Genomic DNA, 12,040 nt, shown 5'->3' with positions numbered 1-12,040 from the left:
CACTATTGGTATGGAATACAGGCAATTAGGAGGTTCTGGGCTAAAGGTTCCGGTCCTGAGTTTCGGCACCGGGACGTTCGGGGGCGGAACGGAATTTTTTAAAGCGTGGGGCGCTACGCAGGTCGAGGAAGCTACCCGGATGGTCAACCGTTGTCTGGATGCCGGTTTGACCCTGTTCGATACGGCCGACGTCTATTCCCGGGGGCAATCCGAAGAAATTCTGGGCAAGGCGCTGAGCGGTTTGCGGCAGAAAGCCCTGATTTCGACCAAGACGACGTTTAAAATGGGCGATGGGCCGAATGATTTTGGCTCGTCGCGGTTTCGGCTGGTGAAAGCCTGCGAAGACAGCCTGCGCCGGTTGCAAACGGATTACATCGACATCTACTACATGCACGGTTTTGACGGCCATACGCCGGTGGACGAAACGCTGAGCGCCCTGAACGATCTGGTGCAGAGTGGTAAGGTGCGCTACATCGGCTGTTCCAACTTTTCCGGCTGGCATTTGATGAAATCGCTGGCGGTTTCCGAGCGCTACGGCTGGGCGAAGTACGTGACGCATCAGGCGTATTATTCGCTGCTGAGCCGCGAGTTTGAGTGGGAGCTGATGCCGCTGGGCCTCGATCAGCGGGTGGGAACGATGGTCTGGAGCCCTTTGGCCGCCGGACGACTGGGCGGAAAATACCGCCGAAACAATCCCGCACCCGCCGAAAGCCGGATTGCGCAGGGCGGGGGCGAAGGGCCGCCGATTCCGGAAGAATACTGGTTTACGATCATGGACACGCTGGATGAGCTGGCCGCCGAAACCGGCAAAACCGTGGCGCAGGTGGCCCTGAACTGGGTGCTGCAACGACCAACGGTGTCGAGCGTCGTCATCGGAGCGCGTACCGAAGAGCAACTGATTCAGAACCTGGGCGCCGTGGGTTGGAACCTCTCGAAGGAGCAGGTCGCCAAACTGGATGCCGCCAGCGACAAACCAACTATTTATCCGTACTGGCACCAGCGCATGAACCCGGATTTGAATCCGCTGCCGGTGTAATTCCTTGTTCATTATTCGTTATTCGCCATTCGCTATTCGTTGTTCAGGGTTGAAGAATATTGAATACTGAATGTTGAATAACGAATGGCGAAGTTAATGCTTCATCGACGTCTGAACCAGGTTCGACGCGGCTTTGGCAATGAGTTTGCCGTCGGCTGCGGTAAGGATGCATTCAACGTGAATGATATTTTTTCCCATCCGGACAAGGCGGGTCTGCGCCGTGATAACGTCGTCCAGCCGGGCGCTGTGCAGAAAATCGACGTTCAGATTGACGGAGGTATAGACGTATTCCCGGTTCAGGACGTAAACCGTCGCGCCAATCAGATCATCAATAATGGCCGAAACCGCCCCGCCGTGCAGAATCCGCATGGGGTTGGTCATCTCTTCCCGCACCGTGTAATCGATGGTCAGCGACCCTTCTTCGACAGCTCGCAGGGTGCCATTGAGCCAGCGACCCAGGGGGGAAGGACTTTGGCTCATATCCTCCCCAATCAGGGAGCTAAAAAAAAGCAGACGCGGGTTCTCTTCGGAAGTGGACATAAATCCTGAATGTTTTCACAAAAATAGCATTTAACTAAGCCGAATGGGCCTCAATTCACGATAATCTGTGGATTTTCTTGGGAGGTAGCCGCACAAGTGTTACTTTTGGGCGTTTTTGCGCCTATACGCTATCCCCTCAAAATGAATTATACGCTTTCCCACATTCCGGAACGGACCGTGAAACCCCGTCAGAATGGCCTGACGATGGTGATGGACAAGGGATTAAGCATCAGACAAGTCGAAGATTTCCTTTCTACCTCTGATGCGTATGTCGATTTGGTGAAACTGGGCTGGGCCACCTCCTTTGTAACGCCTAATCTGAAAGAAAAACTGAACGTTTACAAAGAGGCTGGCATACCGACGTATTTTGGTGGTACGCTTTTTGAAGCATTCGTGATCCGGAAGCAGTTCGATGAATACCGCCGGGTGCTCGACACCTACGATTTGCAGTACGCCGAAGTGTCGGATGGTTCGATTGAAATGAACCAGGACGAAAAATGCGGCTACATTTACGAGTTGGCCAAACAGGTAACGGTTTTGTCGGAAGTGGGGTCGAAAGACGAAGCCAAGATCATTCCGCCTTATAAATGGATTCAGTTGATGCGGGCCGAACTGGAGGCCGGCGCCTGGAAAGTGATCGGCGAAGCCCGCGAAGGCGGAACCGTCGGTTTGTTCCGGTCGAGCGGTGAGGTCCGGCAGGGGTTAGTGGAAGAAATTCTGACCCAGATTCCCTCCGAGAAAATCATCTGGGAAGCTCCGCAGAAAGAACAGCAGGTCTGGTTTGTCAAATTGCTGGGCGCCAACGTCAACCTGGGTAATATCTCGCCGAACGAAGCAATTCCGCTCGAAACCATCCGTTTAGGTTTGCGCGGAGACACCTTTTCCCATTTTCTGAACGGTCTCGGGTCCAATGGCCTGGGGGCACACCATTAATCAACCAAGCTATTCACACGTATGGAATTCATTCAGTCGGTTCTCGACTTCTTTTTGCACCTGGACAAGCATCTGGCCGACATCATCAATGAGTATGGTACGCTGACGTACGCCATTCTGTTTCTGATTATTTTCGTCGAAACCGGCTTGATTGTCATGCCCTTACTGCCGGGCGACTCGCTGTTGTTTGCCGCTGGCGCACTGGCGGCTTCAACCGGCGCGCTGGACATCAAGATCATGATTCCGCTGCTGATCGTAGCGGCCCTGATGGGCGATAACGTCAATTATTTCGTGGGCAAATTCCTCGGAGGACAGATCAAAATGCGGGAACGAATTCTCTTTTTTAAGCGGGAATACATCACCGAAACCGAAAATTTTTACCACAAGCACGGCGGAAAAACCGTCATTATGGCCCGGTTTATCCCCATTGTCCGCACGATCGCGCCATTCGTAGCCGGCGCGGGCAGCATGGACTATCCGAAGTACATCGGTTACTGCGTGGCGGGTGCGATTCTGTGGGTAGTCGGTGTTACGACGCTGGGCTATCTGTTTGGTAATCTGCCTTTTATCAAAAATAACTTTGAACTGGTCATCTTCGGGATCATCGGCCTGTCGATTGCACCCATCATTTTCCAGTTTCTCAAATCGAAATTTCGCCGGGCCACGGCCTAAGACGTTCGCATTCAAAGCAAAAACCGGGTGGTTGAACGGAAATACAGTTCTGTTCACCATCCGGTTTTTTGTTGGGAATCGGGCTATTTTTGAAAACCGCCAAGCTCCTGATTGCATGAAGAACGTCGTAGTACTCGCGCTCCTCCTGCTGGGCCTGAACGTTCAGGCCCAGCGCGTCCGGCTGGAAACCGAAGCCGGTTCAATCGTGCTGGAACTTTATGCCGACAAAGCGCCCGTTACGGTGGCTAATTTCCTGCGGTATGTGGACGAAAAACGGTATGACGGCGGCCGGTTTTACCGCGTGGTCCGGATGGACAACCAGCCGAACAATGCGGTGAAAATCGAAGTGATTCAGGGCGGTTTTCAGGACGATACGACCCGGCAGCTGCCCGCTATTCCGCAGGAAACCACCCGGAAAACCGGGTTGCGGCATTTGGATGGTACGCTCTCGCTGGCCCGGGCGCAGCCCAGCAGCGGAACGTCCGAATTTTTCATCTGCATCAACGGGCAGCCGGAACTGGATTTTGGCGGTAAACGCAATCCCGACGGGCAGGGCTTTGCCGCTTTCGGGCGCGTAGTGGAAGGCATGGACGTGGTTCGCCGGATTCAGCAGGGCGAAACCGGCGCGGAAGGAAGTGCATTGCAAATGCTCCGAAAACCGGTCCTGATTCGGACCGCCCGGCGTGTCAACTAGGCACTAGCCGTAAATTTCTTCTTAAAAACAGACCATACCCTTTCGGCCCGTTCCTTTTTGGAAGAACGGATTGGGAACATACCGCAAAAAACAGTGGTGGGATCAATCACAGGAAGCGACGCACCTGTGATCTTACGTAAAGACGGGAAAGCCGGTTAGCCCGGGAAAAGAAAGTTTCCGGAGGCTAACCGGCCATCGGGGTTATCGAGCCCGCTTCACGTTGGTTGCATTCAATCCTTTCGGTCCGCGCTCAACTTCGAACGTTACTTTGTCGTTCTCCCGGATTTGGTCCTGGCAGGCAGAAACGTGAACAAAAACGTCGCCACTTGCATCATCGGGTACAATAAACCCGAATCCTTTGTTCTCATTAAAAAACTTAACTGTACCCGTTGGCATGATTGTCAAAAATAAGATTGAGCTGTAAGGTAAGAGTTTCTGGCCGGTAGTCCTTACTGTCGGCACAAAAAATTAGGTTGAGGACTCAAAAAAAAACGATCAATGCGCCTGTCCATTAAAAACAGGCGGTTTTACCCCGGGTTTTCGGAAGTGGCTGGCTTCAAAGTCTTTAGCAAACGGTTTGGACGAAGGCATTTTTTCTTATCAAAATGGTGGTAGTATTACTAAAAAAAATGATACTTTCGAGTTTGTATTGCCCCTTCCCAACCTATGATAAAGACTCAACGATGAAGCGTTATTACCAGACAGAAGACGACATCGGATTATTTCAGCGAATGCAGCAGGATGACGCCCGGGCTTTTGAAGAAATTTATTCCCGGTATTTTCTGAAGTTGTCCAATACGGCGTTTAAGCGGCTTCAGGACCGGGAAACCACCGAAGAAATTGTTCAGGAACTGTTTGTGAACCTTTGGTTGAAACGTCACCGGCTTCCGGTGCTGAAATGCCCCGAAAGTTACCTGAGAACCCTGCTCCGCAATGCGGTGATCGACTGGTTTCGGGCGCAGGCCCGCCAGGAAGGTTTTGCCACCGAATGGCTGGCGCAACCGGATCGGCAGGTCATCAACGCCACCGAACAGCACGTTTTGTACACGGATTTACAACAGGCCTACGAATCGACCATTGATCAACTGCCGGAAAAATGCCGGCAGGTATATGGCCTCCACCAACAGGGCCACATGGTAGCCGACATTGCCGGGCAACTTCAAATTGCGCCCAAAACCGTCGAAAGCCATCTGCTTAAAGCCCACACGACCCTGCGGCATTTGCTGAAAGAGTATTCAGCCGCGACCATTACGCTGTTTCCCCTGCTCCTGACGTAACCGGCACTCCGGCAGCGCGTTGCCGGAGTGCCGATTAAAAAAATCAAAAAAATAGTTCTCGCCGACTAAGGTTTTCCAGACACTTCTTCGTCTTATGGTAAATGGATTGGACTTTCCCGTCATAATCTATTAACCTGTACAGAATGGAGAACCGCTACCCTTCGCCCGAATTGCTGGAAAAATACCTCGCTGGTCGTTGTTCTCCCGACGAAGCCTGGCAGATCGAGGCTTGGTATGACTCGTTTGAAAACCGGGATGAGTTAACCCAACGTCATCCGGAGACGCAGGAACCGGCCTATGCCCAGAAAATGCTGGAAGAAATTCGGCAGCGGATCGAAGACGCCGAACCCAACCCACTCCGCCGGTTCCGGCTTGGCAACAACTGGCTCTGGACGCTGAGTGGCGTTGCGGCTGCGCTGTTCCTGCTGGCGGTGGGCATCTGGCAGTTTCAGCGAATCGAGCAGGCCCAGCAGCCGAAAATCAACGGGTTGGCGATTTCCCCGGTAGCTACGCTTGAAAACAAACGGAAAACAATCCTGCGGCATGAGCTGGCCGACGGCAGCGTGGTCTGGTTGAGCCCGGCCACCCGCCTGCGTTACCCGAAACAGTTTGCCGCTTCCATCCGGGCCGTCCAACTGGAAGGCGAAGCTTTTTTTGAGGTCCGCCGGGACGCGGCCCGCCCGTTTGTGATTCAGGCCGGCAAACTCAAAACCGAAGTGCTGGGCACCACCTTCAACGTCCGGGCCTACCGCAACAGCCCGCGCTTCGAGGTGTCGGTTGTCACCGGAAAAGTGGCGGTGAGTGTGTCCGATAAAAACCGGGTGTTGCTGACGGCGCGCCAGCAGGCGGTTTTTAATCCCAAAGCCGAATCGCTCGCCAAAACCGGATTGCCGCGCACGGCCAAACCCAAACTGTGGGAACCCGCCACGGTCGCCTTTGAATGGGCGTCGCTCCGGCAGGTGGCCGATGCGTTGGAGGACACATTCGGCGTCCGGATTCAATTCCGCAACCCGGCGCTCCGCAATTGCAGGCTGCGGGCCGATTTCACAAACATGCGGTTGCCCGTCATTCTGAATTTACTCTGTAAATCGACCGACGCGACGTATACGCTCAACGGGCAGGAGATTGAACTCGATGGCCCGGGTTGCCTTTGAAAATGCTTTCTAATCAATACCCAATTTTTATTAACCTGTTTCACTAATTACTGCTATGAGCAATCAATTTTACGCCCCGCCAGGCGGCACCGCATCACCTTTCCGGTTGACATTCGTCCAACTGCTGCTGGTGGTTCTGTTGTCGTCTGCATCCTTTGCCGGCAATCGGCCCGGGCAGGATGAACTGAGCCGAAAAGTGGTTTTGAAGGTTGAAAACGTCATGCTGCGCGAAGCCCTGCTGCAGATTGAGCGGAAGGCAAACATCAAATTTGTATACAGCAGCCGGATTATTCAGGAACAGCGCGTGAGCTTCCAGACCCAGGGCGGTCGGCTGGCCGAAGTGCTGGATAAGCTGCTGATGCCGCTGGGTATTTCGTACGAATTGGTCGATAACCAGATCGTCTTGTCCAAAAAGGAAGCGTCCGCAACGGGCACGACGGCTCCGGCACCCGAAGCAACGGCGCAGGGTAGTCAGCCCCAGGCCGTAGTTTTTGCGGTAAGAGGGGTGGTAAAAGAAGCCAACGGCTCTCCGCTACCCGGCGTTAACGTCGTTGAAAAAGGCACCACGCGCGGAACCAACACCGACGCCAACGGGGCGTTTCAACTGGATGTGTCGGACGGAAATGCCACGCTGGTGTTCAGTTCGATCGGCTACGCGAAAAAAGAAGTGGCCGTTGGGAACCGGAGTTCTGTCGAAGTAAGCCTGGACGCCGATAACCGCAGCCTGGAAGAAGTGGTCGTGATTGGCTACGGAACCGTCAAGAAAAGTGACCTGACCGGTTCGGTGGCCGCCATCAAAGGCGACAAGCTGCTCGACCGGCAAGCCGCCAACGTGGCCCAGGCGCTGCAAGGCCGGATTCCGGGCGTTGACGTGATGGTGAACTCCTCGGCACCGGGCTATCAGCCCCGCGTGCGGATTCGGGGGGTTGGTTCCATCAACTCCAGCCTGGAACCGCTGTACGTTGTGGATGGCATCATTGGGGTGAGTAACGCCAACCTGCTGAACCCGAACGATATCGAATCACTCGAAGTGCTGAAAGATGCCTCGGCAACGGCCATTTACGGGGCGCGGGGTGCCAATGGGGTAATCATCATCACCACCAAACGCGGAAAATCCGGCCAGTCGCAGGTTTCGTACGACGTTTGGGGATCGGTCATTACACCGGCTCGTTACATCGGTACGCTGAGTTCCGATGAATTCATGTCGGTCTACAACAAGGCGTTCGACAATGCGGCCAAATACGATCCGGCCGGTTTTGCCAGCGGTAAATTTGTCCGTAACGACCCCAAAAACTTCCCCAACCTGTTCGATGGGAGCGGAAGGCCGTTGTACAACACGGACTGGGAGCGTGAAGTGTACAAACCGACCGGTGCCCAAAACCACGAGTTTGCGGTACGCGGGGGCAGCGAAAAAACGTCGTATAGTCTGGGTCTGGGCTACACCGATCAGGGCGGTTTGATGCTCAACTCCTGGTTCAAGCGGTATTCGGCCAAGTTTACGCTGGACAACGAAGTAAACAAATGGCTGAAAATTGGCGGAAGCATGTTCCTGACCAAAACCAACCAGCGCGAAGTGGACGATGCTTCCGGCGGCTTGAACGTGCCCCGGATGGTGATGGAAGCCCTGCCGATTCTGCCGATCCAGTATCCCGACGGAACCTGGGGCCGCAACAAAGACTGGCCCGGCATGGAAGGGGGTGAAAACCCGGTTCGGATTGCGAATCAGCGCATGCGGATCAACCCCAAAACGCAGTTGCTCGGACAGATTTACTCGACGCTGACCTTCACGCCTGACCTGACGCTGCGGACCAACTTCGGGTACGAATTGAAGTACGAGAAAAACAACTTCTATTCGGGTCGGGATCTGAACGCCCTGTCGGCCGACCAGAAAGGAACTGCCGATATCTGGTCGAATACCGAGTATTACTGGCAGTTTGAAAACTACCTGAACTGGAACAAGACCATCGGCACCGATCATACGATTTCGGCCCTGGGCGGTCTTTCGTGGCAGAAACGGAGCTGGGAGCAATACCTGGCGGCTGCGCAGAATTTCATCGACGATTTCTGGGGCTATCACAACCTCAACGTCGGAACTACCCTGGTAAAACCGACTTCAACCGATCAGGAGTGGAGCCTGAACTCGTATTTTGCCCGTCTGAACTACAACTTCAAGGATAAATACCTGGTGACGTTCACCGGCCGGTACGACGGGGCGTCGAAGTTCGGGGAAAACAACAAGTTTGCCTTCTTCCCGTCGGCGGCCGTTGCCTGGAACGTGAGCCAGGAAGAATTCCTGAAATCAGCGACCTGGTTGTCGAACCTGAAACTGCGGGCCAGCTACGGAAAAACCGGTAACCAGGAAATCGGTCAGTATGCGTCACAGCAATTCCTCGGCACGGGCGATGTGCTGCTGAATGGCGCCCGGCGGACCGGAATCTGGCGGAGTTCGTTCGGAAACCCGGATTTGCGCTGGGAGTATACGAACCAGCTGGACGTGGGTGCCGACATCGGTTTGCTGAACAACCGGATCGACCTGACCATCGACTACTACCACAAAGTGACGAAAGACCTTTTGCTGAACGCACCCATCCCCTGGTCGACGGGCTTGAGCACGGTAACGCAGAACATCGGTTCGGTGGAAAACAAGGGGCTGGAACTGGGCATCAACACCCGCAACATCAGCACCAGTAATTTCACCTGGTCAACGAACATCGCGTTCTCGACTAACAAGAACAAAATTCTGAAGCTGGGTGTGAACGGTGACGATATTTTCCCCGGTCCTAACTTCTTGGGTAACACCAACATCCTGCGCATTGGCTACCCGATCGGGACGATCTGGGGCTACAAACGACTGGGCGTGTTCGGAACGAACGAAGCGGATCTGGCGGCTAAATACAACAAACGGCCGGGCGACCTGAAATGGGCGGATTTGAACAACGACGGCAAAATCGACGCGCAGGATGAAACCATCATCGGCCGCTCGTATCCGAAATGGACGATGAACCTGGCCAACTCCTTCCAGTTTGGCAAGTTTGACCTGTCATTCGACATCCGGTTTGTGATCGGGGTTAACACCGTTAATGCCACCAAACACTCCGTGGAAGACCGGCAGGCCATCGCCAGCAGCGCACGGACGGTTCTGGGCGCCTGGACACCCGAGAATCAGAACAGCATGATTGCCGAAATCCGGCACTACAACGCCGGTTATTCGACCCACATGGACGACTGGTGGATGGAAGATGGCTCGTTCATTCGCGGCCAGAACGTGGTGTTAGGCTATTCGTTGCCGACCAAGTTTGGTAAAGTGAATTTCCAGCGCCTGCGGGTGTACGCCAGCGCGCAGAACTTCTTCCTGGTCGACAAATACTCGGGCTACGATCCGGAAGCACTGACCGGTTTTGGCGGGCAACTGGTGGCCAACATGGAGTTCTTCCAGTATCCGCGCCCCCGCACGTTTAACCTGGGTCTGAATGTGACATTTTAAGGTTTACGGTTTTGAGTTTAACGGTTGAGGGAGCTTACCTTTTGCCTTAAACGTTAATCCTGAGCCGATAAACGAAGAAAATTTAATTTCAATTATGAAAAAACACTTGATTTTACCCATACTAGCGGCCGGTTTGACGCTCACGTCCTGCGAAGACTTTTTAAAGGAAAATCCAACCGGTTCGCTCACCACTTCTTCGTCGGTTTCGAGTGCGGAAATTGCCCGCGCGTTTGCCGACGGAGCGTATTCGAACATCAACACCTGGAACAACGGCGGTGGAGGCTGGGGGGGCAACAACGCGTCGCTGCTCGAATACATGACCGGGAAAGCCGACGGCAACTCGCAGACGGAAGCCTTCAAGTTCTACAACCTGGAGTATACATCCAACGCCTTTTACATCGACAACTGGTGGTCGGGGATGTATTCGGGGATTGCCCGCGCCAACCTGGCGATTCAGAAGCTGAACGAATTCACGACGCTGCCGGCGGCTACGAAAGCCAACATGCTGGCGGAAGTGAAAACCCTGCGGGCGCTGTATTATTTCCAGCTGGTGCGGATGTACGGCGATGTGCCCAAACTGACGTCGCTGGTTTCGGAACTGGGACAGGTCACCACGCCCCGTTCGCCGGTGAAGGAGATTTATGACGAGATCATCATCCCGGATCTGCTGGAAGCCGAAAAATCGACCTTGCCCTGGCGCGAAACGGGCGGCCAGATTTCGATGGGTGCGGTTAAGTCCATTCTGGCGGACGTGTATCTGACGTATGCCGGTTTTCCGGTCAAAGCCGGAACCCCCGCGTATGTGGAGTCGGCGAAACGCTCGAAAGAACTGCTGGACAATGGCTCCTACACGCTGTTCACGGAGTACACGGATATGATCAATCCGGCCAACCGCAACCAAAAGGAATTCATTCTGCAGGTGCAGCACGAGAAAGACATCCGCAACAACGGGATGACGCCGGTTACGCTGCCGACGCTGCGCGGCATTGCCCAGTACTCCGACGAATACGGCGGTTTGATTCCGCGGAAGGAGTTTGTGGAGAGCTACGAAAAAGGCGACAAGCGGGTGGAAGAAAAGCAATTCTACTACACGTTCTACAAAGGCCACCCGACGGATTATCCGCTGGGCGACGCGCGTCGCGACCGGCTGGATCTGGGCGGCTACTACATTTATAAGTACTTCGACAAGCAGGCCGTCGACAGCGATGCTAAAGCCAACATCAACTTCACGATTTATCGCCTGGCCGACGTGATGCTGATGTACGCCGAAGCTTCAAACCGGGCGGAAGGCAAACCGAATGCGCAGGCTGCCAAAGCGCTGAACGACATCCGGGCGCGCGCCAAACTGGCCCCGGTGACCACCACGAACGTGGATCAGTTTGAGCAGGCGGTGTGGGCCGAGCGGTATTTCGAGCTGGCTTACGAAGACAAGATGTGGTTTGACATGCTCCGGACCCGGAAAGTGCGCAACGATGTGACCAAGCAGTGGGATGACTTTGTGGGGCATAAAACCGTGTATGGCAAAACCTTCACGGCCAACCAGTTACTGTTCCCGATTCCGCTGCGCGAGATCAACAACAACCGGAATCTGGTGCAGAATCCCGGTTTTTAATCGTCCTTCTGACTGCCCTAAACCCAACCCCGACGGAGCGCTCCGTCGGGGTTTTTTGCGTCCGTGGCCTCTAGTCCGCAGGGCGGAAAATAAAAAACCGTCACCGGACGAATCCAGTGACGGTTTTCAGAAAGACGGGTCCGGTTTATTTCTTGCCGTACCGTTTCAGGAATTTATCAACGCGACCCGCGGTGTCGAGCAGAACGTTCTTACCCGTGTAAAAAGGGTGTGACTCGGAACTTACTTCGACTTTAACCACCGGGTAGGTGTTGCCTTCGAACTCGATCGTTTCTTTGGTTTGAATGGTCGAGCGGCTCAGAAATTTGTGATCGCTGGTCAGATCCCAGAACACAACATCTCTGTATTCTGGATGGATGCCTTTTTTCATGACAATATAAAAAATACAAAAATGAATCGGTTGACAATTGCCCCGCCATCGGCACCCGCGTGGTGGCGTGACGGATTTAAGGACTGCAAAGGTACAGACATTTTGTGTGGTTTCCAACCGATTCGGCAGCTTTTGTTTGATTGAAAAAAAGTATGTTATTCTGGGTTGATTTTCTATTGCTTTTTCGGCAATTTGGCTAACAATTCGGTAACAATCAGTGTTTTAGAAGAGCGACACAACCATTAACTAA

General features: G+C 53.9%; 11 protein-coding genes. 8 read left to right on the top strand and 3 right to left on the bottom strand.

Going from position 1 to position 12,040, the window contains the following annotated elements; genetic code table 11:
* Positions 1-10 precede the first annotated feature (10 nt).
* Positions 11-1,036 carry an aldo/keto reductase gene (locus ACYVHX_RS16290; RefSeq protein ID WP_460672722.1) on the top strand — a complete coding sequence of 342 codons (1,026 nt, stop codon included), beginning with the start codon at positions 11-13 and terminating at the stop codon, positions 1,034-1,036.
* A 93-nt stretch (positions 1,037-1,129) separates the two neighbouring features.
* Here ACYVHX_RS16290 and ACYVHX_RS16285 read toward each other — a convergent pair whose 3' ends face one another.
* Positions 1,130-1,576: a PaaI family thioesterase gene (locus ACYVHX_RS16285; protein WP_460672721.1), complete on the bottom strand. Its 447-nt coding sequence runs from the start codon at positions 1,574-1,576 to the stop codon at positions 1,130-1,132.
* Between the two features lie 141 nt (positions 1,577-1,717).
* On the opposite strand from ACYVHX_RS16285, the gene ACYVHX_RS16280 reads away from it, so the two are divergent.
* From ACYVHX_RS16280 to ACYVHX_RS16270, 3 genes are all read left to right on the top strand, one after another.
* A complete protein-coding gene (locus ACYVHX_RS16280; RefSeq protein WP_460672720.1) occupies positions 1,718-2,509 on the top strand; it encodes a phosphosulfolactate synthase in 792 nt (263 codons plus the stop codon).
* A 21-nt stretch (positions 2,510-2,530) separates the two neighbouring features.
* Complete coding sequence (locus ACYVHX_RS16275; protein ID WP_460672719.1) at positions 2,531-3,181, top strand: DedA family protein; 651 nt, start codon at positions 2,531-2,533, stop codon at positions 3,179-3,181.
* Between the two features lie 115 nt (positions 3,182-3,296).
* The gene (locus ACYVHX_RS16270; protein ID WP_460672718.1) at positions 3,297-3,875 is read left to right on the top strand and encodes a peptidylprolyl isomerase; all 579 of its coding nucleotides are present in this window, start codon (positions 3,297-3,299) and stop codon (positions 3,873-3,875) included.
* 201 nt (positions 3,876-4,076) lie between these two features.
* Here ACYVHX_RS16270 and ACYVHX_RS16265 read toward each other — a convergent pair whose 3' ends face one another.
* A complete protein-coding gene (locus tag ACYVHX_RS16265; RefSeq protein ID WP_460672717.1) occupies positions 4,077-4,271 on the bottom strand; it encodes a cold-shock protein in 195 nt (64 codons plus the stop codon).
* A gap of 287 nt (positions 4,272-4,558) precedes the next feature.
* Here ACYVHX_RS16265 and ACYVHX_RS16260 point away from each other — a divergent pair, with 287 nt between their 5' ends.
* The 4 genes from ACYVHX_RS16260 to ACYVHX_RS16245 all read left to right on the top strand — a co-directional run bounded on the left by ACYVHX_RS16260 (position 4,559) and on the right by ACYVHX_RS16245 (position 11,402).
* Complete coding sequence (locus ACYVHX_RS16260; RefSeq protein ID WP_460672716.1) at positions 4,559-5,152, top strand: RNA polymerase sigma factor; 594 nt, start codon at positions 4,559-4,561, stop codon at positions 5,150-5,152.
* 143 nt (positions 5,153-5,295) lie between these two features.
* Entirely contained in the window at positions 5,296-6,306 is a 1,011-nt protein-coding gene (locus ACYVHX_RS16255) for a FecR family protein (protein WP_460672715.1), read from the top strand.
* Between the two features lie 55 nt (positions 6,307-6,361).
* Positions 6,362-9,790, top strand: a complete 3,429-nt coding sequence (locus ACYVHX_RS16250) for a TonB-dependent receptor (protein WP_460672714.1) — start codon at positions 6,362-6,364, stop codon at positions 9,788-9,790.
* 94 nt (positions 9,791-9,884) lie between these two features.
* The gene (locus ACYVHX_RS16245) at positions 9,885-11,402 is read left to right on the top strand and encodes a RagB/SusD family nutrient uptake outer membrane protein (protein WP_460672713.1); all 1,518 of its coding nucleotides are present in this window, start codon (positions 9,885-9,887) and stop codon (positions 11,400-11,402) included.
* A 145-nt stretch (positions 11,403-11,547) separates the two neighbouring features.
* On the opposite strand, the gene ACYVHX_RS16240 is transcribed toward ACYVHX_RS16245, so the two are convergent.
* A complete protein-coding gene (locus ACYVHX_RS16240) occupies positions 11,548-11,790 on the bottom strand; it encodes a type B 50S ribosomal protein L31 (protein ID WP_114406759.1) in 243 nt (80 codons plus the stop codon).
* Positions 11,791-12,040: the final 250 nt, after the last annotated feature.

The organism is Larkinella ripae (assembly GCF_054780775.1).
This window is presented reverse-complemented; position numbering and strand designations above follow the sequence as displayed.

What these genes read in the sequence shown, in the direction of transcription:
- ACYVHX_RS16245 (WP_460672713.1), top strand. Translation starts at nt 9,885, where the DNA reads ATGAAAAAACACTTGATTTTACCCATACTAGCGGCCGGTTTGACGCTC.
- ACYVHX_RS16270 (WP_460672718.1), top strand. Translation starts at nt 3,297, where the DNA reads ATGAAGAACGTCGTAGTACTCGCGCTCCTCCTGCTGGGCCTGAACGTT.
- ACYVHX_RS16275 (WP_460672719.1), top strand. Translation starts at nt 2,531, where the DNA reads ATGGAATTCATTCAGTCGGTTCTCGACTTCTTTTTGCACCTGGACAAG.
- ACYVHX_RS16240 (WP_114406759.1), bottom strand. Translation starts at nt 11,790, where the DNA reads ATGAAAAAAGGCATCCATCCAGAATACAGAGATGTTGTGTTCTGGGAT.
- ACYVHX_RS16260 (WP_460672716.1), top strand. Translation starts at nt 4,559, where the DNA reads ATGAAGCGTTATTACCAGACAGAAGACGACATCGGATTATTTCAGCGA.
- ACYVHX_RS16255 (WP_460672715.1), top strand. Translation starts at nt 5,296, where the DNA reads ATGGAGAACCGCTACCCTTCGCCCGAATTGCTGGAAAAATACCTCGCT.
- ACYVHX_RS16280 (WP_460672720.1), top strand. Translation starts at nt 1,718, where the DNA reads ATGAATTATACGCTTTCCCACATTCCGGAACGGACCGTGAAACCCCGT.
- ACYVHX_RS16285 (WP_460672721.1), bottom strand. Translation starts at nt 1,576, where the DNA reads ATGTCCACTTCCGAAGAGAACCCGCGTCTGCTTTTTTTTAGCTCCCTG.
- ACYVHX_RS16250 (WP_460672714.1), top strand. Translation starts at nt 6,362, where the DNA reads ATGAGCAATCAATTTTACGCCCCGCCAGGCGGCACCGCATCACCTTTC.
- ACYVHX_RS16265 (WP_460672717.1), bottom strand. Translation starts at nt 4,271, where the DNA reads ATGCCAACGGGTACAGTTAAGTTTTTTAATGAGAACAAAGGATTCGGG.
- ACYVHX_RS16290 (WP_460672722.1), top strand. Translation starts at nt 11, where the DNA reads ATGGAATACAGGCAATTAGGAGGTTCTGGGCTAAAGGTTCCGGTCCTG.